The 23314-nt window shown below is 68.1% G+C and carries 29 protein-coding genes; 17 read left to right on the top strand and 12 right to left on the bottom strand.

The genetic code is table 11. The features are described from left to right. Window positions 1–113: 113 nt before the first annotated feature. Window positions 114–776 carry a hypothetical protein gene (locus ACGFH6_RS27820; protein ID WP_393389680.1) on the top strand — a complete coding sequence of 221 codons (663 nt, stop codon included), beginning with the start codon at window positions 114–116 and terminating at the stop codon, window positions 774–776. A 117-nt stretch (window positions 777–893) separates the two neighbouring features. On the opposite strand, the gene ACGFH6_RS27815 is transcribed toward ACGFH6_RS27820, so the two are convergent. Beyond that, a complete protein-coding gene (locus ACGFH6_RS27815; protein WP_393389678.1) occupies window positions 894–1652 on the bottom strand; it encodes a class I SAM-dependent DNA methyltransferase in 759 nt (252 codons plus the stop codon). A gap of 74 nt (window positions 1653–1726) precedes the next feature. On the opposite strand from ACGFH6_RS27815, the gene ACGFH6_RS27810 reads away from it, so the two are divergent. From ACGFH6_RS27810 to ACGFH6_RS27795, 4 genes are all read left to right on the top strand, one after another. Then, entirely contained in the window at window positions 1727–2224 is a 498-nt protein-coding gene (locus tag ACGFH6_RS27810) for a GNAT family N-acetyltransferase (protein WP_393389676.1), read from the top strand. Between the two features lie 223 nt (window positions 2225–2447). Beyond that, on the top strand, window positions 2448–3626 hold the full coding sequence (locus ACGFH6_RS27805; protein WP_393389675.1) for an amidohydrolase: 1179 nt from the start codon (window positions 2448–2450) through the stop codon (window positions 3624–3626). A gap of 102 nt (window positions 3627–3728) precedes the next feature. Further along, window positions 3729–4550 carry a MarR family transcriptional regulator gene (locus ACGFH6_RS27800; RefSeq protein ID WP_393389673.1) on the top strand — a complete coding sequence of 274 codons (822 nt, stop codon included), beginning with the start codon at window positions 3729–3731 and terminating at the stop codon, window positions 4548–4550. 179 nt (window positions 4551–4729) lie between these two features. Next, the gene (locus tag ACGFH6_RS27795) at window positions 4730–5971 is read left to right on the top strand and encodes an RNA polymerase sigma factor (protein ID WP_393389670.1); all 1242 of its coding nucleotides are present in this window, start codon (window positions 4730–4732) and stop codon (window positions 5969–5971) included. A gap of 3 nt (window positions 5972–5974) precedes the next feature. On the opposite strand, the gene ACGFH6_RS27790 is transcribed toward ACGFH6_RS27795, so the two are convergent. Further along, on the bottom strand, window positions 5975–6547 hold the full coding sequence (locus ACGFH6_RS27790; RefSeq protein ID WP_393389667.1) for a DinB family protein: 573 nt from the start codon (window positions 6545–6547) through the stop codon (window positions 5975–5977). Window positions 6548–6688: 141 nt separating this feature from the next. Between ACGFH6_RS27790 and ACGFH6_RS27785 the strand changes: the two genes are divergently transcribed. Further along, window positions 6689–7411, top strand: a complete 723-nt coding sequence (locus ACGFH6_RS27785; RefSeq protein WP_393389664.1) for a VOC family protein — start codon at window positions 6689–6691, stop codon at window positions 7409–7411. A 41-nt stretch (window positions 7412–7452) separates the two neighbouring features. Further along, window positions 7453–7911: an NUDIX hydrolase gene (locus ACGFH6_RS27780; protein ID WP_393389661.1), complete on the top strand. Its 459-nt coding sequence runs from the start codon at window positions 7453–7455 to the stop codon at window positions 7909–7911. Here the strand turns inward: ACGFH6_RS27780 and ACGFH6_RS27775 are convergent. Beyond that, window positions 7900–8736, bottom strand: a complete 837-nt coding sequence (locus tag ACGFH6_RS27775) for a phosphotransferase (RefSeq protein WP_393389658.1) — start codon at window positions 8734–8736, stop codon at window positions 7900–7902. The genes ACGFH6_RS27780 and ACGFH6_RS27775 overlap by 12 nt on opposite strands. A gap of 173 nt (window positions 8737–8909) precedes the next feature. Between ACGFH6_RS27775 and ACGFH6_RS27770 the strand changes: the two genes are divergently transcribed. Next, window positions 8910–9752, top strand: a complete 843-nt coding sequence (locus ACGFH6_RS27770; RefSeq protein WP_393389656.1) for an aldo/keto reductase — start codon at window positions 8910–8912, stop codon at window positions 9750–9752. Here the strand turns inward: ACGFH6_RS27770 and ACGFH6_RS27765 are convergent. After that, window positions 9743–10252: a hypothetical protein gene (locus ACGFH6_RS27765; protein WP_393389653.1), complete on the bottom strand. Its 510-nt coding sequence runs from the start codon at window positions 10250–10252 to the stop codon at window positions 9743–9745. The two genes, ACGFH6_RS27770 and ACGFH6_RS27765, sit on opposite strands and share 10 nt — an antisense overlap. Before the next feature lie 74 nt (window positions 10253–10326). Here ACGFH6_RS27765 and ACGFH6_RS27760 point away from each other — a divergent pair, with 74 nt between their 5' ends. After that, window positions 10327–11193 (top strand): LysR family transcriptional regulator, encoded by an 867-nt coding sequence (locus tag ACGFH6_RS27760; protein ID WP_393389651.1) that lies wholly within the window; start codon window positions 10327–10329, stop codon window positions 11191–11193. Continuing rightward, window positions 11190–11399 (top strand): hypothetical protein, encoded by a 210-nt coding sequence (locus ACGFH6_RS27755; RefSeq protein ID WP_393389648.1) that lies wholly within the window; start codon window positions 11190–11192, stop codon window positions 11397–11399. The genes ACGFH6_RS27760 and ACGFH6_RS27755 overlap by 4 nt, the downstream gene beginning before the upstream one ends. Here ACGFH6_RS27755 and ACGFH6_RS27750 read toward each other — a convergent pair. Together ACGFH6_RS27750 and ACGFH6_RS27745 are read right to left on the bottom strand one after the other, a co-directional pair. Further along, the gene (locus ACGFH6_RS27750) at window positions 11392–11943 is read right to left on the bottom strand and encodes an isochorismatase family protein (protein ID WP_393389646.1); all 552 of its coding nucleotides are present in this window, start codon (window positions 11941–11943) and stop codon (window positions 11392–11394) included. The genes ACGFH6_RS27755 and ACGFH6_RS27750 overlap by 8 nt on opposite strands. Window positions 11944–11978: 35 nt before the next feature. Beyond that, on the bottom strand, window positions 11979–12950 hold the full coding sequence (locus tag ACGFH6_RS27745) for a helix-turn-helix transcriptional regulator (protein WP_393389643.1): 972 nt from the start codon (window positions 12948–12950) through the stop codon (window positions 11979–11981). A 52-nt stretch (window positions 12951–13002) separates the two neighbouring features. On the opposite strand from ACGFH6_RS27745, the gene ACGFH6_RS27740 reads away from it, so the two are divergent. Further along, complete coding sequence (locus ACGFH6_RS27740; protein WP_393389640.1) at window positions 13003–13539, top strand: DinB family protein; 537 nt, start codon at window positions 13003–13005, stop codon at window positions 13537–13539. Window positions 13540–13579: 40 nt separating this feature from the next. Beyond that, a complete protein-coding gene (locus tag ACGFH6_RS27735) occupies window positions 13580–14524 on the top strand; it encodes a helix-turn-helix transcriptional regulator (RefSeq protein WP_393389638.1) in 945 nt (314 codons plus the stop codon). On the opposite strand, the gene ACGFH6_RS27730 is transcribed toward ACGFH6_RS27735, so the two are convergent. Then, window positions 14509–14943, bottom strand: coding sequence for a GNAT family N-acetyltransferase (locus ACGFH6_RS27730; protein WP_393389635.1), 435 nt, complete (start codon window positions 14941–14943; stop codon window positions 14509–14511). The two genes, ACGFH6_RS27735 and ACGFH6_RS27730, sit on opposite strands and share 16 nt — an antisense overlap. Before the next feature lie 93 nt (window positions 14944–15036). Between ACGFH6_RS27730 and ACGFH6_RS27725 the strand changes: the two genes are divergently transcribed. Beyond that, complete coding sequence (locus ACGFH6_RS27725) at window positions 15037–15993, top strand: toxin-antitoxin system, toxin component (RefSeq protein WP_393389632.1); 957 nt, start codon at window positions 15037–15039, stop codon at window positions 15991–15993. Window positions 15994–16023: 30 nt separating this feature from the next. Here the strand turns inward: ACGFH6_RS27725 and ACGFH6_RS27720 are convergent, their stop codons facing one another. Then, the gene (locus ACGFH6_RS27720) at window positions 16024–16449 is read right to left on the bottom strand and encodes a nucleoside deaminase (RefSeq protein ID WP_393389629.1); all 426 of its coding nucleotides are present in this window, start codon (window positions 16447–16449) and stop codon (window positions 16024–16026) included. Continuing rightward, window positions 16446–17297 (bottom strand): TIGR03619 family F420-dependent LLM class oxidoreductase, encoded by an 852-nt coding sequence (locus tag ACGFH6_RS27715; RefSeq protein ID WP_393389626.1) that lies wholly within the window; start codon window positions 17295–17297, stop codon window positions 16446–16448. The genes ACGFH6_RS27720 and ACGFH6_RS27715 overlap by 4 nt, the downstream gene beginning before the upstream one ends. A 94-nt stretch (window positions 17298–17391) precedes the next feature. Between ACGFH6_RS27715 and ACGFH6_RS27710 the strand changes: the two genes are divergently transcribed. Genes ACGFH6_RS27710 through ACGFH6_RS27700 form a run of 3 tightly spaced genes read left to right on the top strand, consistent with a single transcriptional unit; the run spans window position 17392 to window position 19505 of the window. After that, window positions 17392–17853: an Lrp/AsnC family transcriptional regulator gene (locus ACGFH6_RS27710; protein WP_393389623.1), complete on the top strand. Its 462-nt coding sequence runs from the start codon at window positions 17392–17394 to the stop codon at window positions 17851–17853. A gap of 33 nt (window positions 17854–17886) precedes the next feature. Beyond that, entirely contained in the window at window positions 17887–18732 is an 846-nt protein-coding gene (locus ACGFH6_RS27705) for a hypothetical protein (protein WP_393389620.1), read from the top strand. Next, complete coding sequence (locus ACGFH6_RS27700; protein WP_393389617.1) at window positions 18729–19505, top strand: SDR family oxidoreductase; 777 nt, start codon at window positions 18729–18731, stop codon at window positions 19503–19505. Before ACGFH6_RS27705 ends, ACGFH6_RS27700 begins: the two co-directional genes overlap by 4 nt. Here ACGFH6_RS27700 and ACGFH6_RS27695 read toward each other — a convergent pair. Next, window positions 19502–19936 (bottom strand): OsmC family protein, encoded by a 435-nt coding sequence (locus ACGFH6_RS27695; RefSeq protein WP_393389614.1) that lies wholly within the window; start codon window positions 19934–19936, stop codon window positions 19502–19504. The genes ACGFH6_RS27700 and ACGFH6_RS27695 overlap by 4 nt on opposite strands. Before the next feature lie 30 nt (window positions 19937–19966). Further along, window positions 19967–20617 (bottom strand): SDR family oxidoreductase, encoded by a 651-nt coding sequence (locus ACGFH6_RS27690; protein WP_393389611.1) that lies wholly within the window; start codon window positions 20615–20617, stop codon window positions 19967–19969. A gap of 42 nt (window positions 20618–20659) precedes the next feature. Here ACGFH6_RS27690 and ACGFH6_RS27685 point away from each other — a divergent pair, with 42 nt between their 5' ends. Then, window positions 20660–21430 (top strand): alpha/beta fold hydrolase, encoded by a 771-nt coding sequence (locus ACGFH6_RS27685; RefSeq protein ID WP_393389609.1) that lies wholly within the window; start codon window positions 20660–20662, stop codon window positions 21428–21430. Here the strand turns inward: ACGFH6_RS27685 and ACGFH6_RS27680 are convergent. Next, the gene (locus ACGFH6_RS27680; protein WP_393389607.1) at window positions 21424–23301 is read right to left on the bottom strand and encodes a propionyl-CoA synthetase; all 1878 of its coding nucleotides are present in this window, start codon (window positions 23299–23301) and stop codon (window positions 21424–21426) included. The genes ACGFH6_RS27685 and ACGFH6_RS27680 overlap by 7 nt on opposite strands. Window positions 23302–23314 lie beyond the last annotated feature (13 nt).

The following is a 23314-nucleotide window of genomic DNA, read 5'->3' as shown; positions in this document are numbered from 1 at the left end:
TCCCAGGTGCCTCCGGCAACCAGAGCTTCGTCAGCTCAATGGAGTGTGCCGAGTAGTTGAGACGGCTGAAACTGGGTCGTCCGTCAGGCAGCGGGGTGGATAGCCTCCGTGGCGTGATGTGGGATGAGGCGCGGAGCATGGTGGCGGAGCTGGCTCGTGGGCGGGCGCGGTGGTTGGCCGAGACTGTGTCGGCGGTGCGGGCCGAGGGCGTTTGGCTGGTTGGTTCACTCGGGTCCGGCAGGGGCGATGAGTGGAGTGATGTGGACGTCATCGTTGTCGGGGGAGACTGCCTGCTCGACGGGAACCTGCTGACCCTCGAGATGCCGGGCAACGGACCGGCGGGCGGTGGGTATGTCGGAGCCATGTACGACGTTGGACACCTCCCGCTGTGGGTTGACTGGTACCAGTGGCCGTCGGATGCACCAATACCTCGAGAATCTCGGCTGCTGGCCGGTGCCGGAACAGCTGGGAGCCTCGACCTTTCGGAGACGCTCGAGCTGGTCGGCCGAGGTCTGCCAGGGTCTGCACCGGACCCAGACGTGTTCGCCCTCGCCATGCTGCCTTTGGCGGCGAAGCACATCGCTCGAGGCGACTTCGAGAAGGCCGCGGCGATGGCGTCGATGCTGAATGCGCCCTCCGACGTCGGAGTCGGCGCCGGGCTGTCCGTCGTACTCTCGCGGGTTGAAGGACACGAGGCACCTTCTGCCGCGGTTCGTCGCTATCTGGAAGTTGTGAGAGCTATCGCCGGACCAGGTCCTTGGCTGGCGGGGGAGTAGATGGTTGAGCGACTCGCCTCGCCCAGGTGATGCTGGGCGGTCTGATCCAGCCATCGGGCGCCATGACGAAGCTGTAGGTTGCCTGAGGCAAGAGTAACCGGGGGAGTCGCTCAGGGGTCATCTTCTGGCGGTGGCGAGTAACCGGTCAGTGGTTCGCCTGCCGATCCCTGGCTGGATCTCGATGCTCTGGAACCCCGCTCGTCGCAGACGACTCTCTAGCTCGGCTGTTGTCCACGGGCGCATCTCGAAGGTGTACTCACGAGTCGGTGACGCAACTCCGGTGGTGTCCGCGAGCTCGTAGCGTTCCTCGACCACAAGCCGTCCCGCACGCCAGGTCGATCGGCCTGAGAACTTCAGCCGGCCGCCGTCGGCGAGCTCGGCATCCTTGGTGTGCCACGCACCGTCGGCCCGCGATCGCGATGCTTCGCTCTCGCGGACGTCGAGAACGAGAACTCCGCCGGCAGAGGTGAGCATCGCGAAGGCGTCGAGTGCCTGGTCGCGCTCAGCGTCTTCGACGAGGTCGTTGAGAACTCCACGACAGGTGACGGCGTCGAATGTCTCGGTGAGGCTCGGCGCGCAGATGTCGGCGAGGATCGCGCGCGAGCCAGGGCAGCGGTCGGCGGCGATGGCGAGAAGCCTCGGGGCGGCGTCCATCAGGGTGAGGCGATGTCCACGGTCGATCAAGGCCGCCGCGTGCCGCCCGGTGCCGCAGCCGGCATCCAGAACCGACGCGGACTCGTGTCCCACGTCTCGCAGATGCTGGTCGATCCACTCGACCCACGGCTCGACCGGATCGGTGATCAGCGCGTCGTACGCCTCGGCATGGAGGTCGTAGAACGGCCGTTCGGAGGTGATCTTCGCTGATCGAGAGTTCACCGGCTCAGTCTGCCAGCGGGCAGTTCCAAGCCGGTTATCCAATAGCCTCGTGGCTCATGACAGAGCCAACTCAGGTGGTCCGCATTCGAGACGCAGCACCCGGCGAGGGCGATGCGCTTGCGGAGTTGCATGCCCGGTCGCGGGCTGTGTACTACGGTGCCGGCGGCCATGACGTGGCAGCGCTTCCTGACGAGGAATACCGGGAGACGTGGCGCAAGATGGTGAACGATCATCGAGTCACCGTCCTGGTAGCTGTCTTGGACGATGACATCGTCGGTGTGATCACGCTGGATGCCAACGGAGTGTTTCCGACCAATGCGCCTCATGAGACGCGCGTCCGGCTCGTCGGGATCTTCGTCGAGCCAGGCCGGTGGTCGAGCGGCGTTGGTAGCGCCCTGATGGCACGCTTCGTCTCCATCGCACGCCAGGCTGACGCTGTGGGCGAGGTGGATGTCTGGGAACGGAACTCTCGTGCCATCCGGTTCTACGAGCGACACGGCTGGACCCGCGACGGAACTTCGCGTCCGGGCCCAGCGGGGGCGGACTACGTCGGCTTCGTACACCTGCCGTAACGGGAGCTTCTGCACTAGATGCACCTCCCGTGGAACAAGCGCCGATAAGCGACATTATGTCAACTAGTGGGTTTCTCGCCCCTCCTTGGTGGGACTATCGGGCGTGGGGTTGTCTTGGCGGCTTGGGGTGGTTTTGGCCGGCTGTGTGGGGCTGCTGGTGGTGGTTCCTGAGCCGAGTCCCGTTCCGCCTGGGGTGATTTATCACAACGGCGTTGTGCTCACGATGGACGACGCGCAGCCGCGGGCTCAGGCGGTTGCCGTGCGCAACGGACGGATTCTGGCGGTTGGCGGCGACGACGCAGTGCTGGCGTTGCGTGGATCTACTACGCGCGTAGTAGATCTGCGCGGGCGGACGGTGCTGCCGGGCTTCATCGATTCGCACGCGCATTGGATCGGCGACGGCAGCATGGCCGGCTACAACGCCGATCTGGCGGTCGATGCAGCTCTGAGCCGGGGCTGGACCAGCATCACCGAGCAGTTCGTCAACCTGGAGCGACTGGAGGCACTGCGTGCGTTCGACGCGGACGGTGGCCTCCGGTTGCGGGTGAACGCTTACCTCCCGGTCAACTTCGAGGACGAGAAGTTCGGCCACTGGTTCCGCGCGTTCGAGCCGCACCACGAGTACAGCCCGCACCTTCGGCTGGCCGGCATCAAGCTGTTCCTCGACCACGACTGGGGCACGAAGTTCCACTGGACCCAGGCCGAGCTGGACGAGTACGTGCTGACCGCGCACCGGCTCGGCTGGCAGGTGTCGGCGCACGCGATCAGCGCCCGGGCGATCGACCAGTATCTGACGGCGGTGGCGCGGGCACTGGCCGACTCCCCCAACCCGGACGCACGCCACCGCGTCGAGCACGTCGTCCAGCTCCGCGACGATCAGCTCGCCAAGATGAGCGAGTTGAGGATGATCGCATCGATCCAGCCCGGGATGCCGGGAGATCTGGTGGCCGAAGCCGGATTCCCGGAACTGCTGGCCCGAGGCGACACGCACTGGATCACCCGGTGGCGAGATCTGGTCGACAGCGACGTTCGCACCATCGGCAGCACCGACACGCCGTGGCTGGTGCTTGCTGTGGGCAACCAGATGCCCCACGGTTCACCTCTTGAAGCGATCCAGCAGGCGATGACCCGACAGAGTCCTCTCGGCCGTACGCCGGAAGCCTGGCAGCTGGCGCAACGCCTGACGGTCGATCAGGCATTGCGACTGTTCACGATCGACGCGGCGTACGGAACCTTCGAGGAGGACGTGAAAGGCAGCCTCTCCCCCGGCAAGTACGCCGACCTCGTGATCCTCTCGGACAACCCGACGACTGTCGCGGTAGACGCGTTACTGGACATTCAAGTGCTCGCAACCATCGTCGGCGGACGGGCGGAGTACTGCGCCGACACTGTGCTCTGTTGACTCGTACGTCGTACGAGAAGAAGGAATCCGAGCGACGAGTGTCGGATCGGGGCACAGGTGTTCGTAGCAGAGGTGAGCAGCTGTCCACCCCGAGGAGCGATCATGGAGTCCACCGCCCGCCACCTGCACCGGCTCGTCGAGCCGATCCACATGGTCACCTACATGTCCGAGGAGCCGACCGAGGCGCTCATGGCGCTCGGCCACCGCAACTACTGGGACGGCTACTTCGCCGGACGGGCCGCACCGCTGGGACGCGTCCCGGCCGAGGTGGTCCATGCGATCTTCTACAACTTCGCCGACGGTGAGGTCGCCCGTCACATCCCCCGCGTCTGGGACACCGCCACTCCCGAGGCAGCACTCGCCGCTCGTGAGCAGGGCTGCGCCGCCGCGCTGAGGCGGATTCTCGGCGACCTCTCCGACTCCCCCGGCCTCGCGCGTGCCGCGGACCTCGCCACCAAAGCAGCGACGAGCGCTCCGACGGAGGGACGGATCCTGTACGCCGGGCTCCGAGCGCTCCCCGTTCCCGAGGAGCCCGTGGCCAAGCTCTGGCATGCGGCCACCCTGCTCCGCGAGCACCGGGGCGACGGTCACATCGCGGCTCTGGTCGCCGCGGGCATCGGCGGGACGGAGGCGCACGTACTTCACGCGCTCTCCGTGGACATGCCGGCGGAGAAGTTCGGCCGGGTCCACCATCTCCCCGCGGCCCAGCTGGCCGCGGTCGTGGACGGCATGCGCGCCCGTGGCCTCATCGACGACTCCGGCTGGCTCAGTGACGTCGGCCGGAAGACCAAGGAGCAGATCGAGTCACTCACCGACGACCTCGCCGCACCGGCGTACGACGGCCTGGAGCCGAGCGAGCTCGACCAGCTCATCGCGGACCTCGAGCCCATCTCCACAACGCTCGACGCAGCCGGCTCCCGGTGAGCAGCCCCAGAATGTCCTTGAAGAAATGCCGTCCGGCAGTGTCGGATCAGGGCAGAGTTGGCGTTGCAGCGTCAGCGGGTGCCCACGAGGGGCGCCACCCGAACCGCAGGAGATTCCGAGATGCAGTATCTGGTTTCTGTGATCGATGACAAGACCGACGTCGAGGTGCGGCCGTTCCGGTGAGCGCGGTCGACGCCCAGCAGGCGATCATCCAGGTCCACCACGAGGAGTGGGCGCGAGTGGTCGCCGCCCTGACCAGGCGCTTCGGCGACCTGGACATCGCCGAGGAGGCGGCCGCCGAGGCGTTCGCGATCGCGGTCGAGCGGTGGCCGGCCGACGGCGTACCCCCGAACCCCGGCGCCTGGCTGACCACCACCGCCAACCGCAAGGCCATCGACCGGATCCGGCGCGAGAGCAAGCGCGACGACAAACACAAGGAGGCTCAGATGGTGTACGACGACGACCCGCCTGAGCCCCTCGGTGCGATCGATGACGACCGGCTCCGGCTGATCTTCACCTGCTGTCACCCCGCGCTCTCGCTGGAGACCCGGGTGGCGCTGACGCTGCGGATGGTCGGCGGGTTGACCATGCCCGAGATCGCCCGTGCCTTCCTGGTGCAGGAATCCGCCATGGGTCAGCGGATCACCCGGGCGAAGGCGAAGATCAAGGCGGCTCGGATCCCTTACCGGGTCCCGTCCGCGGAAGATCTCCCGGCGCGCGTCTCCGGCGTACTCTCTGTGCTCTTCCTCGTTTTCAACGAGGGCTACCTCGCAACCGGCCCCGACACCGATCCCGTACGTCATGAGCTCACCGCTGAGGCCATCCGGCTCACCCGTCTCATCCGTGCTCTGATGCCGACGGACGGCGAGGTGGCCGGGTTGCTCGCGCTGATGCTCCTCACCGAGGCCCGCCGTACCGCCCGGGTGTCGGCCAGTGGTGAGCTGGTCCCCCTCGACGAGCAGGACCGTGGAGCCTGGGACGCGGCACTCATCGCCGAAGGCCATCGGCTGGTGCGCGAGCGCCTCGCCGCTGCCGCCGCCGGGGTTGCTCCGGGTCGCTACCAGATCCTCGCCGCGATCAACGCCGTACACACCTCTGCCCGGGACATCCGCGACACGGACTGGTCGCAGGTCGTCGCCCTGTACGACCAACTCATCCGCATCGATCCCTCGCCGATCGTCGCCCTGAACCGGGCCATCGCGGTTGCGGAGCTCGACGGCCCGGAGGTGTCGCTGGCGGCTGTCGACCGTCTCGACGACAAGCTGGCCGGCTACCACGCGTACCACGCGACCCGCGCCGACCTGCTGCGCCGGCTGTGCCGCAGTCAGGAGGCGCGCGCGGCGTACGACCGAGCCATCGAGCTGGCGGGCAACACCGCCGAGACCGCGCACCTGACCCGCCGCCGCGACCAGCTGGGGTAGTTGTCAGGTGGTGGCTTCCCGGGCTGCCTTCTCGATCCTCGACCGGTGTGCCTCCCAGTCGGTGTCGTCCGCAGTTGTGGCCGGCCGTGCGCCGACCGCGCCGTCGAGTTGCTCGCGCAGGATGTCGGCGTGGCCGGCGTGACGGTTCGTCTCGGTGAGGACGTGGACCATCACGTTGAACAGCTTCACGTTCGGCCGCGGCCACCACGGGACGAAGCCGGGTGCGTCGATCGGCAGCGCCTCGATCGTGGCGTCGGCGTGGCGCCAGGCGCGCTTGTACCCCTCGATGATGTCGGCGTGTGATTCGTTCTCGCTGACCCACATGTGGTCGTGGTTCGCGTAGCCAGGGTCGTCGAACTGCGGCAACCGCTCGGGAAACGGGCGGCCGAAGATCTCGCCGAAGTACCGCGCCTCCGACAACGTCAGGTGCTTGACCAGACCCAGCAGGTTGGTCCCGGTCCTCGTGAGCGGCCGCCGTACGTCGTACTCGGACAACCCCTCCACCTTGTACAGCAACGATTCGCGGACCCAGCGCAGGTCGTCGTGCAGGTACTCCTTGGCAAAGTCGTCGATCACGCGAGCCACAGTGTCACACCCGACCCCTCCCGTGTGGCCTCGGCGCGTACTGCCGAGGCGGAGTTAATCGCGTTGCGGGCGGTCGCCGGGCGGCCTAGCGTTGCTGTCTCGTGGCGGGTGCGGATCGGAGATGCGATCAGGATGAGTTCTCAGCTTCTCGCGTTGTCGTTCGATGCGAACGATCCGGCCGGTGTCGCGCGTTTCTGGTCCGGCGTTCTCGGCTGGGAGATGGTCGACGACGCTCGCGGCGGTGTGGCGCTCCTGCCGAGTGATGACACCGGGTTCCGGCTGCGGTTCGTTCCGAGCGAGGAGCAGAAGACCGGGCCGAACCAGATGCACTTCGATCTGACCAGCCAGTCCCTCGAGCAGCAGCAGGAGACCGTGGCCAGGGCGCTCGAGCTCGGTGGCCGGCACATCGACATCGGTCAGCTTCCCGAGGAAGAGCACGTCGTCCTCGCCGATCCCGAAGGCAACGAGTTCTGCGTCATCGAGCCGGGCAACAACTTCCTTGCCGACTGTGGATTCATCGGAGCGCTCTCGAGCGACGGATCGCAGCAGGTCGGGTACTTCTGGAGCGAAGCGCTCGGATGGCCGTTGGTCTGGGACCAGGACCAGGAGACCGCGATTCGCTCCCCACACGGTGGTCCGAAGATCACCTGGGGCGGTCCCCCGCTCGATCCGAGGACGGGCAAGAACCGGCTGCACTTCGACCTTGCCCCAGCGGACGGTGGCGACCTGCAAGCCGAGGTCGACCGCCTCGTCTCCCTCGGGGCGAAGCGCATCGACATCGGCCAGAGTGACGTCGCCTGGGTCGTAATGGCCGATCCCGACGGCAACGAGTTCTGTGTGTTGCCCGCGGCGTAGTCCGCGCGAAACTGTCCGGGGCAGGTGGGAGGGTCCTGGGCATGGCGATTCCTAGAGCGGCCGCAGTGGTGACGGATGCGGGCAAGGTGCTGGTGATCAAGCGGTACCTGCGCCACGAGCGGGCCGATGAGTGCGTGATGTGCGAGGCGTTCGGCGCGTCCGGCCCGAAGTGCGAGGGACATGAGTACGCCGTGCTGCCCGGCGGGCATGTCGAGGCGGGTGAAACACCGGACGAGGCCGCGCTACGGGAGTTGTGGGAAGAGACGACGCTGACGGCGACGGTCGACCGGCTGCTGTGGACCGGGACGCACAACGGACGACCCGCCTATTACTTCCTGATGGAGAACGTGGAAGGGGTCGCTGAATTGTCCGGGGACGAAGCGGCGGAGCACTCTGAGCGCAATAGTTTCGAATTGCGCTGGACGTCACCGGATCAGCTCGGCGAACTAGGAATGCATCCCGCCGACGTACAGGTTCGGCTGGCCGAATTACTCGCGTAGGGCGGCGGCGAGCATGCGGTGGCCTTGTGCTTCGAAGGGTTCGTCGCCTACCTGGTGAGCCCAGACAGTGGTGTTGATGGCCTCGCGGAGTTGGACGCGGTGCCACGTGGCAGGGTCGCGGGGGTCCGAGCCGTAGCCGGCGAAGAAGGCGGGCTCCAGAGCTGGGTCGGTGGTGAATTGCTGGACAGCCAACCGGGCGAAGTCTGTGACCGCGGGCCTGAGATCGGCTCGGCCGAAGTCGATGATGCCGACAGTGCCATCGTCGATCAGCCAGTTGCGCGGCTGCCAGTCGCCATGGGTCGGAACCAGCAGTGCCGCAGGGGTCGGCCAGGATTCGATCTCTGAAAGCAACCGCGCAGTCAACTCGGGCGCAATGGTGTGCTTCTTGTCCAGGTAGGCAAGGGATCGCTGGTTCTCCCGCGCCTCGTGGGTTGCGTCCGGTACGGCGACCTGGGCGTGGAACGCCGCGAGCAGTTCACCGGCCTGGCGGTAGACGTCCGGATCCCATTCCTGCTCGGTGCCTTGCACCAACACGCCCGGCAAGAACTGCGTGACGAGAAGCTTGGCCTCCTCGTCGGCGTGGACGAGTCGGGGTGCTCTCCCCCGCGCGGTCCACGGCGCCAGCCACTCGCGATGGGCGCGGATCTCCCGGGCGATGTGACCGTCACTCGCATCGCCGGCCTTGGCGATGTAGCGCTCGCCGTCGAGGTGGAGCTCGAGGACAGCGGTCCCGACCAGACCCCAACTGTGGTCGGTCACGACCTCGGCAGCCGGCATCCACTCCTGGAGGACCTCACGCTGGCGGTCACTGAGTTGCGGAATCACCCGCCGAAGCCTAGCGCAGCGCACAGAAATTCATCGAAAACCTGGACGAATTGCACTGGAGGCCTTATCCTGACCAAATGCGGAAATCACCACAGAATAACACTCTACCAACAAACCTATCATCACAAATTCCGGAAATCAAGTCCACGGAATTCTGGCGGCTCGGCGACCGCGTGGTCCGCCGCATCGGATTCGGCACGAAGCGGCTCGCGGGAAGCGATGGTGGCGGGGCGGACGTGCGGGAGAAGGCGATCGCGCTGCTGCGCCGGGCGGCCGAGTTGGGCGTCAACCACTTCGACACCGCCGACTTCTACCCGACCTACGGGCACGAGGGAAACAGCCGCTCGTTCGAACCGCTCAACTGGGCGAACGACGCGATCTTCCGCGCGTTCGCGCCGTACGACGACCACCTCGTGATCGCGACGAAGGTCGGGCCGACGATCACCGGGCTGGCGCGGCCGGATGACTTGCCGGCACTGGTCGAGGACAATCTGCGCGCACTCGGCCGGGACTCGCTCGATCTCGTGTACCTGCGACAGGCCGGTCTCGACTCGATCGCCGAGCACTTCGGTGTGCTGGCCGAGTTGAGGGCCAAAGGACTCATCCGGCACCTCGGTCTGTCGAATGTGCGGCTGGAGCACGTCGCGCAGGCCCAGGAGATCGCGCCGGTCGTCGCCGTACAGAACAGGTACAGCGTCGACTTCGGCCGGGTCAATGACGCGATCCTGAAGGCCTGTGGTGACCAAGGGATCGCGTTCGTCCCGTTCTTCACACTGACGGCGGACTCCCGCGAGACCGGCGGTCTGAAGCAGACCGACGTGATTCGCGAGATCGCCGCGGAACACGGTGCGACGCCGGCTCAGATCCGGCTCGCGTGGACGTTGAGTCGTGGTGACAACCTCCTGGCGATCCCCGGTACGGGGAACGCGCACCACCTGGAGGAGAACCTGGCGGCCGGCTCGATCCGCCTCTCCCCCGCCCAGCTCGAGGCGCTGGACGCTCTGCCTCAGTCGTAGTACCGGCGGGCGCTGCCGCCGATCGCGGTCACATCGGTGCCGTAGATGTGGACCGAGATCGCGGTGCTGTCCGTCGTGTTGTGCACCCGGTGAATGTCACCGGGCGGAGCGAAGCCGCTCACGTCGCCGACGTGGTTGTCGCTCTGGCCGACGATCCGGAGTTCGGCGTCGAACAGGTCCTCGTGCTCGACGCCCTGGATGACGCCGAACGCACACCAGGTGACGTGGTCATGGATCCGCGTCACCTGGCCGGGTCGCCAGACCAGGGCGATGATCGAGAACGAGCCGTCCGGTTCTACGTGCAGGGTGTGGCTGATGTAGCGGTCGGGTGAGCCGAGCCGCTGCTCGGGCGTCAGTACGTCGGGAGTGGGCAGGTTCTGGCGGAGCTCCTCGGCCACGAGTTGGGCCGTGTCGTTCCAGTCGGCGTGCTGGGCGATGGCGGTGCGGACGCCCGCCACGAGGTCGGTGAGTTGGCTGGTCGGAAGCGTTGTCGTAGTCATGTATTGAGCGTGCCCCCGCCAACCCATAACGTCTAATGCCAAGTCTTTAGGTCATCCATAGATGGAATTGATACATGCTCGATGTCACCAGGCTGCGCGTGATCGACGCCGTCGCGCGCCACGGCTCTGTCACCGCGGCAGCGCGCGAGCTGCACTACTCGCAACCGTCCGTCACGCATCATCTGTCCCGGCTGGAGGCGGAGACCGGCGCGCAGTTGCTGCGGGGGGTGGGGCGCGGGATCCGGCTCACCGAGGCGGGACGCATGCTGGCGGCTCGGGCCGCGGAGATCATCGGGCGGATCGATGCGGTCGACGCCGAGCTCGCGGCCCACGTCGGACTGACCGCGGGCAGAGTCCGCCTCGCCGGCTTCTCGTCGGCGATCGGGGCGTTGGTCCCGGGAGCGGTGGCAGCGCTCTCCGCGCAGCATCCGGGCCTGCGGATCAGCCTGATCGACACGCATCCACCCGAGGCGCTCGAGCTGCTCCGGGTCGGGAGGATCGACGTCGCGATCATCTTCCGATACGACGAGACGGCGCCGGAGCCGAGCGGGATCCGGTTGCATCACTTGCTCGACGACCCGCTGTACGTGTTGTCGTCGGGCCGGGAGGTGGAGCTGTCCGGGCTGCGTGACGCGACATGGATCGCGGGTTGTGATCGTTGCCGGAGTCATCTTGTGTCGTTGTGCGCGGAGGAAGGCTACGAGCCGCAGATCGGCTACACCTCGGACGACATGGTGGTGATGCAGGCGCTCGTCGCGGCCGGCCTCGGCGTCACGACCATGCCCGGGCTCGCTCTTCGCACTCACCACGCGGACGGCGTGATCGCGACCGAACTGCCCGGATCTCGACGGCACGTGTACGCCGCCACCTACGGCGAACCACCGGACCCACCCGCGATCGCAGCCCTCCTCACCGCCCTCACCGAAACGGCCACTCCATGACGCTGAAGGCAGTGCTGTTCGACCTGGACGGAACGCTCGTCGAACAGGACTCAGCAGCTGCCGACCGGCACCACGTGCGGTATCAACGCCGCGAGCTCACGTTCCCCGACCGGCGCCGAAACCGTGCGCGCCAGTTCCTCGACCTCAACGCAAGCGACGAGGTCCGGCGGGTTCGGTCGTTGTGCGGGGTCGTGGAGGTTAGGTGAAGTCGACTTCCTTGGTGGGTTGGATGCCGGCGGTGCGGCCGGGGGCTGAGTGGTTCTCCCAGTAGAGGTTGGTGTGCGCGATGACCTTGTCCGGGGGCGGAGCGCCCCACTCGGAGAGGTCCTCGGTGGTGTGGGCGTCGGCGACGAGGGTCACGTCGTACCCACGGACGAAGGCGCCGTGGATCGTCGAGCGGATGCACTCGTCGGTCTGCGCGCCACTGACGAACAGCCGGCCGATCCCGCCCTTGGCCAGGACGTCCTCGAGGTCGGTGTCCTCGAAGGAATCGGCGAAGGTCTTGTGGACCAGAGGCTCGGCCTCGTCGCGGTCGAGCTCAGGAACGAGTTGCCACTCGTCGCTGTCCTTCACCAGGTGCTCGCTCGAGTGCTGCACCCAGACGACCGGCACACCGCCCGCGCGCGCCTTGCCGACCAGGCTGCTGATGTTCGCGACGACCTGATCGCGCTCATGAGTTCCTTCGACGACGCCGTTCTGGACGTCGATCACTACCAGAGCCGTGTTCGGCCTGTCGGACAACGTGGACACGATGTCCCTCCCTCTGTGCGACTAGATCGATGACGCTAGACCTGCCCACCGACAGTTTCCGTCGCCCCGCTCGCCCGCAACAGCCGGTGGGCGAGCTCCTCGGTCGCCTCGACCAGTTCCGGGCATCCGATCACGCGGTACGGCGTCGTGATCGCGGTCAACTGGGAGGCGTACCAGTCGGGCTCGTCCGTGCTCGCGGTGAGCCTGGTGTGACCGGCGTCGATGGCCTCCAGGCGGCCCATACTGCGTGAGATCCAGCACCTGGCCTGCTCCAGCGGTGCGTCGATGACGACCTCGATCTTGTACTTCCAGCCCATCGCCAGGTGCTCCTCGACGAGCGCCAGCGCATCAAGGTCCGGCGGCGGGGTGAACGTTTCTGTCCCGGTCTCGACGCCGCGGATCTTGTCGACGCGGAGGATGCGCCGAGCGTTCTTGGCGAGCGACCAGCAGAGCAGATACCAGCGGCCTCGGCGGACGACGACCGCCCAGGGATCCACCTCCATCGACCATTCCTCGCCCGGGCAGCGCTCGTACCGGAGGACGACCCGCCGGCAGTCCGCGCTGTCCGACACCAGCTGAGCCGTGATCGCCGGATCCGGAGTGCGTGCGCCGGGATCCGGTCCGCGGGCGCTGACCCGGCGTACGGCGTCGGTCGAGCGGGCGATGGGCTCCGGGAGAACACGAATGATCTTGCCGAGCGCGACCTCCACCGGGTCATCGGCGCCGCGCGGACCTTCGAGCACCGCCATCACGAGCCCGAGCGCCTCGGTCTGGCTGAACATCAGCGGCGCGAGTCGCAGGCCGCGGCCGACCCGGTAACCGCCGTACGGGCCGCGGACCGACTCGATCGGGATGTCGGCCTCGCGCAGGATCGCGACGTAGCGGCGGGCGGCGCGCTCGGAGACACCGAGCTTGTCCCCCAGCTGGTCGGCCGTGATGCCCGGGCTGTTCTGGATCAGCTCCAGCACCATCAGGGTCCGGGCCGTCGGACTCACGTCGTACGCCATACGTCACCATTCCGGAAGTAGTCCGTCCGGAACCGAGGGTAGCGTGCCGCGCATGGACCTGAACACCATGACGGAACTGCCCGCCGCCGGCGACGAGATCCAGACGCTGCTCGGCGTACTCGACCGCAATCGCCGCACCTTCGCCTGGAAGTGCTTCGGGCTCGACGCGGCCGGCATGAACACGCGACTCGCACCGTCCACCATGACGCTGGGCGGCTTGGTCAAGCATCTGGCGCTGGTCGAGGACGACATGTTCTCGAACCGCCTGTTCGGACGGGATCCGGGCGTGCCGTGGAACGCCGTGGACTGGGACGCCGACCCCGACTGGGAGTGGCGGACTGCGGCCGACGACTCCCGCGAGGAACTGCAGGCCTTGTGGGAGGGCGCTGTGGAGCGCGCACACGCGTCGGTGGCCGAGGCACTGGCCGAGGGCGGGATGGACAAGGTCGGCAAGACCGACGACGGGCAGAACCTGCGCCGGATGGTGGCCGACATGATCGAGGAGTACGCGCGGCACACGGGCCACGCCGATCTGATCCGCGAGTCGATCGACGGCCTGGTCGGAGAAGGCCAACCGCTGCCACAGTAAGTGCTCACTCGGTGAGCGCTTTCTCTGCGACGATGAGGGCGTGCGCGCGGATCGACTGGTGGCTGTGTTGCTGCTGATGCAGGCCCGGGGCCGGGTGACCGCGGCCGAGGTGGCCGGCGAACTCGAGATCTCGGTCGCGACCGCGCGCCGCGACCTCGAGGCACTGTCCACCGCGGGCATCCCGGTCTACCCACAGCCTGGACGCAATGGTGGCTGGCAGCTCATCGGCGGCGCCCGCACCGACCTCAGCGGGCTGACCGCGACGGAAGCACAGGCTTTGTTCCTGCTGGTTGGGCCGGCCGCGTCGATCGCCCCTGATGCGAAGGCGGCGCTGCGGAAGCTGGTGCGGGCGCTGCCGGACACCTTCCGAGAGCACGCGCAGGCAGCGGCCGAGGCGGTGGTGATCGACCCGGCGCGCTGGGGTGAGCACGTGAAGGAACGGCCCGAGTTGGTACGCCGCTTGCAGGATGCCGTCGTACGGCGGGTGAAGGTGCGGGTCGAGTACGCCGGACGCGGGCGTGACGCGTCGGCGCGAGTGGTCGATCCACTCGGGCTCGTGGACAAGGACGACGTCTGGTACTTGATCGCCTGGACCGAGAAGGGGCAGCGGACGTTCCGGGTCGATCGGGTGCTGTCGGCGGAGGTGACCGCTACGGGGTTCGAGCGGCCGGCCGACTTCGATCTGTCCGCTGCCTGGGAAGAGATCGTCGACCGGATGGAGGAACGGCGGTCCGGTCTGACGGCGACCGTACTGATGGACGAGCGGTTCGTCTGGGTCATGCAGGACCGGCTCGGGCGCAACTGCGAGGTCGACGGGATGGAGGGCGACCGCGCGCGGCTGAAGGTCACCGCGCCGACACCCCTGATGATCGCGCAACATCTGGCCGGCTGGGGTGGGTCGATCGAGGTGGTCGATCCTCCGTCGGTGCAGGCCGAGCTGGCGCGACTCGGCCAGGAACTCGCCGACCGCTACAGCGGGATCTGATACAGGATGAAGCCGCGGTTCTCGGCGACCTGGTCGTAGAGCCGGCGGGCCGTCGCATTGCTCTCGTGGGTCGACCAGTAGACCCGGCCGCACCCCCGCTCCTTCGCCCAATCGGTGACGGCGGCGATCAACGCCCGGGCCGCGCCCTTGCCCCGCGCTTGCGGAGCGGTGAACAGATCCTGCAGGTAGCAGGAGTCCGGCGCCGTCGTACTCGCGTGGGTCAGGAAGTGCGCGATGCCGACCAGTTGCCCGTCGAGCCGCGCGCCGAGCGCGTGGATCTCCTCGGTACGCCGGAACCGCGTCCAGGCCTGGTCGAAGAACTCCGGCGGCATGGTGCGGCCGTAGAACTCGTTGTACCCGGCAAACAGTCGCTGCCAGTCGTCACGGTCGGTAGGTTCCAGCGGGCCGATGGTGAGCATGGCGGCACGCTGCCACACCGATGGTCCGGATGGCCCGGTGGGGTGAGTAGGGTGCCGTGGTTTGGTGTCCCTCTCGATTCTCAGGATGCGTCCGTGACCACATCACCACCGCAACCGCCGCAGAATCCGTACCCCGGTCAGCCGGGCGGTTACGGACCTCCGCCGGAGCAGTTCCCCCACTACACCCAGCCCGAGCAGCCGGGCCAGCAGTCTGGGCAGTACCCGGGCCAGCCGCAGTCCCAGCAGCCGGTCCAGGCCTACCAGCAGCAGCCGTTCCACCAGGCCCCGCCGCAGCCGGGCCAGCCGGGCCAGTCATTCCCCCAGCAAGGCCAGTTCCCGCCGCCGGGCCAGCAGGACCAGTTCGGCCACCAGGGTCAGCATGATCAGCAGGGCCAGTTCGGGCAGCAGCCGCTGCCGGCGTACCCCGGTGCGCAGATGGGGCTGCAGTGCCGGTTCTGTGGTTCGCTCCCGGCGGTCGACGCGACCGTGCGCGGGCACCAGGGCCTGATCATCCTGATGCGGTTCCTGAAGCTGCAGGGACCGTTCTGCCGGACCTGCGGGATCGCGACCGTGCGGGACATGACGGCGAAGAGCCTGTGGCAGGGCTGGTGGGGTATCGGGTCGTCGATCGTCAACCCGATCACCATGCTGATGAACATCGGCCCGATGCAGAAGTTCAAGAGTCTGCCCGAGCCGGCGCCTGGTGCGCCGGGCCGGCCGATGGATCCGGGCAAGCCGCTGTTCCGGCGCCCGGCCATCCTCGGTCTGCTGCTCCCGATCCTGGTGATCGCGGCGATCGTGATCGGCAACCTGACCACGACCACCACCTCGGAGGCCGCGGTCGGTCAGTGCGTGGTGAACAACGGCACGGCCGACGACCCGGACGTGAAGGTCGTCGACTGCACGTCGTCCGAGGCGGCCTACAAGATCGTCGGCAAGCTCGACGACAGCACCGACGACTCCCAGTGCGACCAGTTCGAGGGTGTCGAGGCGTCGTACACGGTGGAGGAGAGCTCCTCGAAGTACACGCTCTGCCTCGCACCGCTCTGATGGCGAGGGGCCGGCCGGTGCGGCCGGCCCCTACGAGTAGTACCCGTCGACCGGCACGCGCGCCTCGTCGTACAGGGCAGGTCCTTCCTGCGGTACGGCGGGGAAGCTGCCGGTCGACTTGAGTCCGTCCAACTGCTCACCGGACAGCGCGTAGACGACTCGGCCGAGGCCGGACCGGGCGAGCGCGCCGGAGCACATTCCGCACGGCTGGCAACTCGTGTACATGGTCGTGCCCGCGGCCGCGTCGGCGTCGAGGTTGCGCGCCGCCCAGACGGCGAGCTTCAGCTCGGGATGGAAGCTGATGTCGCCCTCGGTGATGCTCGTGTTCTGCTCCTCGGCCAGGACGGTCCCGTCCGGTCCGACCAGCAGCGACCCGAACGGCGGGTTGCCGGACTGGCGCGCGGCCGCGGCCAGTTCGATCGCGCGGCGGAGGAAGCCTTCTGCTTCGGGGGTCACGTGTTCTCCCATCGTCGGTGCGCGGCGATCGTCGCCAGCGCCTGCCAGGCCACCTCGGGCCGTTCGGTCTCGGCAGGATCCCCCAGGAAGGGATCCAGTACGACGCTCCGCGCGCCCAGATCACGGAGTACGTCGATGTCGGTGAGGATCTGTTCGAGCGAGCCCTCGCCCGCGGCTCTCTCGTCGTCGGGCAGCGGATCGTCGGTCAGCCGGAGCAGGATCCGCGGCGCGAAGCCGGGCACTGGCCGGTCCTCCTCGGCGGCGATCGCCCGCAGCCGGTCGACCGCGTCACGCATCCAGTCGACCCGCTCCCGGAGCGGATGCCACGCGTCGCCGTACCGGACCGCGCGCCGCATACCCGCCGTACTGCGTCCGCCGATCCACAGCGGAGGCTGCTCGCCACCGCCGTAGTCCTTCTGGTCCGCCCAGGCCCGGCGGAGCTCGACCAGGAGCTCATCGGTGTCCTTGCCGCGGCGAGCGAAGTCCGCCCCCAGCGCCTCGAACTCCTGCCTCGCCCAGCCAACGCCGACGCCGAGCACCAGCCGGCCGCCGCTCAATTGCTGCAGGTTCGCCGCCATCCTTGCCACCAGCAACGGGTGCCGGTACGGCGCGATCAGCACGGTCGTGCCGAGCCTGATCCCGTCGGTGATCCCGGCCAGCCAGCTCAACGTGGTGAACGGCTCGTAGAACGGCGCCGGATACTGCTCGGCGACATCGGGCGTGATCACGACATGATCGGACACCATCAACAGGTCGTAGCCGAGACCCTCCACCGTCCGGGCCCAGCCACGCAGCCGGTCCGGATTCGTGCCGGGACCGAAGTTCGGGACATTCACACCAAGTTCCACGCCATCCAGGCTATCGAGGCGAACGTGCTGTTTTGAAGGGATTCCTCCCGGCGTACGGCGGCATCGGCCGGGGAATCACCGGTAATATCGCGGTATGACCGAGACTCTCGATCCGACCGACTGGGCCATCCTGGTCGAGCTGCAGAACGACGCGCGGATGTCGCTGACCGAGCTCGGCCGCCGAGTGAACCTCAGCGCCTCCGCAGCGACCGAGCGGGTCCGCCGGCTCGAGTCGACCGGCGTCATCAGCGGCTACCGTGCCGACGTCGACCTGACCAAGGTCGGGTACGCCGTACTCGCCGTCGTCCGGCTGAAGTATCCGGGCAACAAGCACGAGCCGCTGCGCCAGTTGCTGAAGGAGCGGCACGAGATCCTCGAATGCCTGCGCACCACCGGCGACGACTGTTACACGCTCAAGGTCGCCGCCGGGTCCATGCCGCACCTGGAGGAACTCGTCAACGAGCTCACCGAGTTCGGCAGCACCACGACCAACCTCGTCTACACGCAGACCCAGCCGTACCGCGGCCCGCAGGCCGCGCCCGGCGAAACCCGGTAGCGGTCAGCTGCGGGAGTTGAGAGCGTTGGCCGGGTGACTCTGACGGTCCTCGGCATCGAGGTCTCCCCCGCCCTGCTCGCGCACTGGGTCGACTGGCTCGCGCCCGAGGTCCAGCCGTTCTACGTCACCAGGCAGCAGGCGAAGGACTGGGGCCTCGTGACGGATGACCGTGAGCCGACGCGGGAGCAGCGCGACACCTATCGCGTCTACAGGCTGGACAGCTCCGCGACGCACGTGGCTTGGCTGGATGAAGCGACGTACGCCGCGCTGCCGAAGCCGACGCGAGCCGCACTGGTCCGCGCGCAGGTCCGACACGACCGTGGCGCCGTGCCGACCGTGCGCCGGTGGCACGCGATCCTCGGTCCGGAGATCCGCCGGCAGGCCGACGGCCATCGGTTCGTCTGGTGGAAGTCGTTGCTCGAGGATCGGGCCGAGCGCGTGCTCCCACACGTCGTCAGCGAGGACATCGGACCGAGTCGGCACGCCGAAGTCCGCGAGTGGCCGTCCACGCTCCCGCGCGTCCGCGAGCTCGCCGGGACATTCGCCGCGGGCAGCGGACCCAACTGCTTCGGGACCGTCATGGCAGCGGCCGGCGTCGACGGAGCGGACCAGGTCTGGATGGTGCGCGAGCCCTTCGAGGAGTGGCTCGCCGGCAACACAGTCCCGCGCGGACATGACGACGTACCGGGGACTGTGTTCGTCTGGCGCAACCTGGATGGTCTCGTGGAGCACGCGGCGATCACGATCGGCGGCGGTTGGATGTTGCACAAGCCGTCGCAGTCGTGGATGACACCGCGCAAGATCCGCACGGTCGCGGAGGTGAAGCGCAGTACGAGGACTGCCGGCTGGCGATTGGAGCGTCGTAGGCTGTCGGTGTGAGGCTTCTCGTCACTGGGGCCGCCGGCTTCCTGGGGCGTGAGGTCGTGCGGCTGGCTGGGCATGACGTCGTTCCGACGTACCACACGGCTGCGGTCGCGGGCGGGGTTCGGATGGATGTCCGGGACCGCGGCGAGGTCGCGGACGTGCTGCGCCGGGTCCGTCCCGATGGCATCATTCACGCGGCGTTCCGGCAGTCCGACTGGGAGACCACTGCTGACGGAGCCGCCAATCTGGCCGTTGCCGCAAGAGGTGCCAGGCTCGTGTTCGTGTCGACGGATGTGGTGTTCGGCGGAGGCGACCAGCTGTACGACGAGGATGCGGCGCCGTGCCCGGTGACGCCGTACGGCGCGGCGAAGGCGGCCGCCGAGACGACGATCCGCGCGGTCGATCCGTCCGCGGTGATCGCGCGTACGTCGATCATCGTCGGGAGCGACGGTACGTCGGCCAGCGAACGCCTCGTGCACGCGTTGGCGAGCGGGCAACCGGGAGCACTGTTCGCCGGCAACATCCGGTGCCCGGTGCATGTCAGCGACCTGGCCACCGCGCTGCTCGAGTTGCTGGAATCAGACCACACCGGCACGGCTCACGTGGCCGGCCCGGATGCCGTCAGCCGACTGGAACTCGGCCGGATGATCGCCGCTCGCGACGGCCTGGACCCGAACACGTTGCCGTTCGTGCCGGGCCAGCCATCGGACGTTCGCCTCGACAGCCGCAAGACACAGAAGCTCCTCACGACCCGCCTCCGCCCAGTCGTTGAGTTCCTGACGACCTAGGTCGTTTCGTCGACCGTCGTCGTGACGGGTGTGCCGAGCTCGACCGTGCGGCTGACCGTGCAGAGGCGGTCGTGCGACATCTTCACCGCGCGCGGCAGGGCCTCCCGGGCCTTGTCGCCGTCCTCACCCTCGGGGAAGCGGATGGTGAACTCGACCGCGAGGTTCTCCATCCGGTTGCCCTCCTCGGCGTCGCGGACCTTGTCGCCGCGCACCTCGGCACGGAACTCGGTCGGCTCGGCCCGCCGGCTGACCACGATGTCGACGTCGATCGCCGAGCAGGTGCCGATCGCGGCCAGCAGCAGCTCGACCGGGGTGAAGTCGGTGTCCGCACCGCCGGAGCCGACCCGGATGCTGCCGCCGCGCGCGTTGCGGACCTCGTAGCTGCTGTTCGCCAGGCGTTCGAACTGCACCTGCCGCAGTGTGTCGCTCATAACCGTCACAATCTGTTGCTCGTGGCAACGTCAAAGAGTCGTCAAGGCCTCGGCCACCGGGGTCTGTCCGGCGACGAGTTCGAGGGTCCGGCCGATCGAGGCCGGGGTGTCACACAGACCCGCCAGCACCAGCGCCACGTCGTCGCGGCTGATCCTGCCGTTGCCCGTCTTGTCGGCGAGCAGCACCTGACCGGTGCCGGGGTCGTTGGTCAGACTGCCCGGCCGCAGGACAGTCCAGTCGAGGTCCCTCGACCGCAGATCTTCCTCGGCAGCCCACTTGGCCCGCAGGTAGACGGTGAAGGTCTCGTCGTCGGTCAGCGAGGGTGCCCGGTCGGCGCCCATCGAGCCGACCTGGATGTGCCGCCGTACGCCGGTCTGCTCGGACGCGTCGGCGAACAGCGCGGCCGCACCACGGTCGACCGTGTCCTTGCGAGCGTTCCCGCTGCCCGGGCCGGCACCGGCGGCGAAGATCGCCACGTCGGCGCCGGACAGGACCCCTGCGACGGCCGCGGCATCAGCCTGCTCGAGATCCAGTACGGCGGCCTGCCCACCGGCCGCGGTGAGGTCGCCCTCGTGATCGGGGTTGCGGACCAGCCCGACCACCTCGTGACCGTCACCGGCCAGCAGCCTGGTCAGCCGCAGGGCGATCTGTCCGTGTCCACCCGCAATCACCACTCGCATACCCCGAGCCTAACTCGCCGCCGAATCAGGCAGACTGCTCCCGTGCCGCACGCAACAGCCCCCGACGGGAACCGGATCGCGTACCAGGTCCGTGGCGAGGGGCAACCACTCGTCCTGCTGGCCGGCCAGGCCAACAACCACACCTGGTGGGACCCGGTCCGGGCCGACTTCGAGGCGACGTACCGGACGATCACGCTGGACTGGCGCGGCACCGGGGACAGCGACAAGCCGGACGAGATCTACAGCACACCCGGCTTCGCCGAGGACGTGATCGCGGTGCTCGACGACCTCGGGTTGCCGGCCGCGCAGGTGTACGGCACGTCGATGGGTGGCCGGGTCGCGCAGTGGATCGCGATCAACCATCCGGATCGCGTCAACAGGCTGGTGCTCGGGTGCACGTCACCCGGTGCCAAACACGGCTACGAGCGGAGTCAGGAGATCCGCCGCGCTCTGGCCGACCCGCAACGCACCGACAGCGTGCTGCTCGAGCTCATGTACACGCCGACCTGGCTGGCCGTGAACCCTGGTCCGCACCCGGTGCTCGGTGACCCTGACATGCCGGCGTACGCGAAGCGGCGGCATCTGGTCGCGAGCAACAGGCACGACGCGTGGGACGGGCTGCCGAGCATCAGTGCGCCGACGTTGATCCTGCACGGGACCGACGACATCTTCAGCCCGGTCGCCAACGCGCAGCTCCTCGCGGACCGGATCCCCAGTGCCCGCGCGGAACTCATCCAAGGCGCTCGGCACGCGTACTTCCACGAGTTCCGGGCAGTCGCCGGTCCGTTGGTACTGGAGTTCCTGGCTCACTGACGGCGCAGGATCGGACGCAGCGCGTCGAGCACGCTCGCGTCCTCGATCGTCGACGGCACCGCCTCGTCCCGCCCGTCGGCGATTCCACGCATCGTCTTGCGCAGGATCTTCCCCGACCGCGTCTTCGGCAGGCCGTCCACCACCGATACGTCCCGGAACGCCGCCACCGGCCCGATCTCCCGCCGTACCGCTGTCACCAACTCGTCCCGCAGGACATCCTCCGGGATGTCGGCACCGGCCTTGAGTACGACGAGACCGCGCGGGACCTGGCCCTTCAACGCGTCATGTACGCCGATCACAGCACACTCGGCGACCGCCGGATGAGCCGCCAGAACCGCCTCCATCGAACCGGTCGACAGGCGGTGCCCGGCGACGTTGATGACGTCGTCGGTGCGGCCCATCACGAAGATGTAGCCGTCTTCGTCGAGGTACCCGGAGTCGCCGGTCAGGTAGTAGCCGTCGTACCGGCTGAGGTAGTTGTCGATGTAGCGCTGGTCGTCACCCCACAGCGTCGGCAGCGCACCCGGCGGCAGCGGGAGCTTGATCGCGATCGCTCCCTCCTCGCCCGCGGGCTGCCGAATCCCCACGGCGTCCAGGATCTGCACGTCCCACCCTGGCACCGGGACCGTCGCCGAACCCGGCTTGGTCGGGAGCGCCTCGAGTCCCCGCGGGTTCGCGGCGATCGGCCATCCGGTCTCCGTCTGCCACCAGTGATCCACCACCGGTACGCCGAGATGCTCGTGAGCCCAGTGATACGTCTCGGGATCGAGCCGCTCGCCGGCCAGGAACAGCGTCCCGAAGGCGCTCAGGTCGTACTTCGACGCGAGCTCGGCCTCAGGATCGACCTTCTTGATCGCCCGGATCGCGGTCGGCGCGGTGAACAGGGCCTTCGCGCCGTGCTCGGAGATGACTCGCCAGAACGCACCGGCGTCCGGCGTACCGACCGGCTTGCCCTCGTAGAGCACGGTGGTCGCGCCGACCAGCAGCGGCGCGTACACGATGTACGAGTGTCCGACGACCCAGCCGACATCGGAGGCGGTCCACCACACGTCACCCGGACCGATGTCGTAGATCGCCCGCATCGACCAGGACAGCGCGACCGCGTGGCCACCGTTGTCGCGGACCACGCCCTTCGGCTTCCCCGTCGTACCTGACGTGTAGAGGATGTAGAGCGGATCGGTCGCGGCGACCGGGACCGGATCGGCCGGCTTTGCCGCGGCGGCCAGCTCGGCCCAGTCGAGATCGCGCTCGCCCAGCTCGGCCAGTGCGGTCTCCCGCTGCAGCACCACGGTGCGCTCCGGCTGGTGCCGGCTGAGTTCGAGAGCCGCATCGATGATCGGCTTGTACTCGACCACGCGCGTGGGCTCGATGCCGCAGGACGCGGCCACGATCACCTTCGGCGTCGCGTCGTCGATCCGTGCGGCGAGCTCGCGGGGTGCGAACCCACCGAACACCACCGAGTGGATCGCGCCGAGCCGCGCACACGCGAGCATCGCGACGGCGGCCTCGGGCACCATCGGCATGTAGACGATGACACGATCCCCCGTACCCACACCGAGCGATGCGAGCACCCCGGCGAACCGCGCGACCTCGTCCCGCAGTTCGCCGTACGTGTACGAGCGGCCCGTGCCGGTGACCGGTGAGTCGTAGATCAGCGCGACGCGGTCGCCGTTCCCCGCCTCGATGTGCCGGTCGAGTGCGTTGTACGACGTGTTGAGCTCGGCGTCCGGGTACCACCGGTACAGCGGTGCGCCCGAGTCGTCGAGTGCCCGCGTCGGTGGCCGGGTCCAGGAGATCGCCTCCGCGGCCTCCAGCCAGAACCCTTCCGGATCAGCGAGACTCCGCCGGTAGCTCTCGTCGTACGCACCCATTTCTGATGGCCTC

The sequence above is a fragment of the Kribbella sp. NPDC049227 genome (assembly GCF_043197265.1).
In the GTDB taxonomy this organism is placed as follows: domain Bacteria; phylum Actinomycetota; class Actinomycetes; order Propionibacteriales; family Kribbellaceae; genus Kribbella.
Note: the sequence above shows the minus strand (reverse complement) of the source record. Positions and strands in the feature narration are given on the sequence as shown.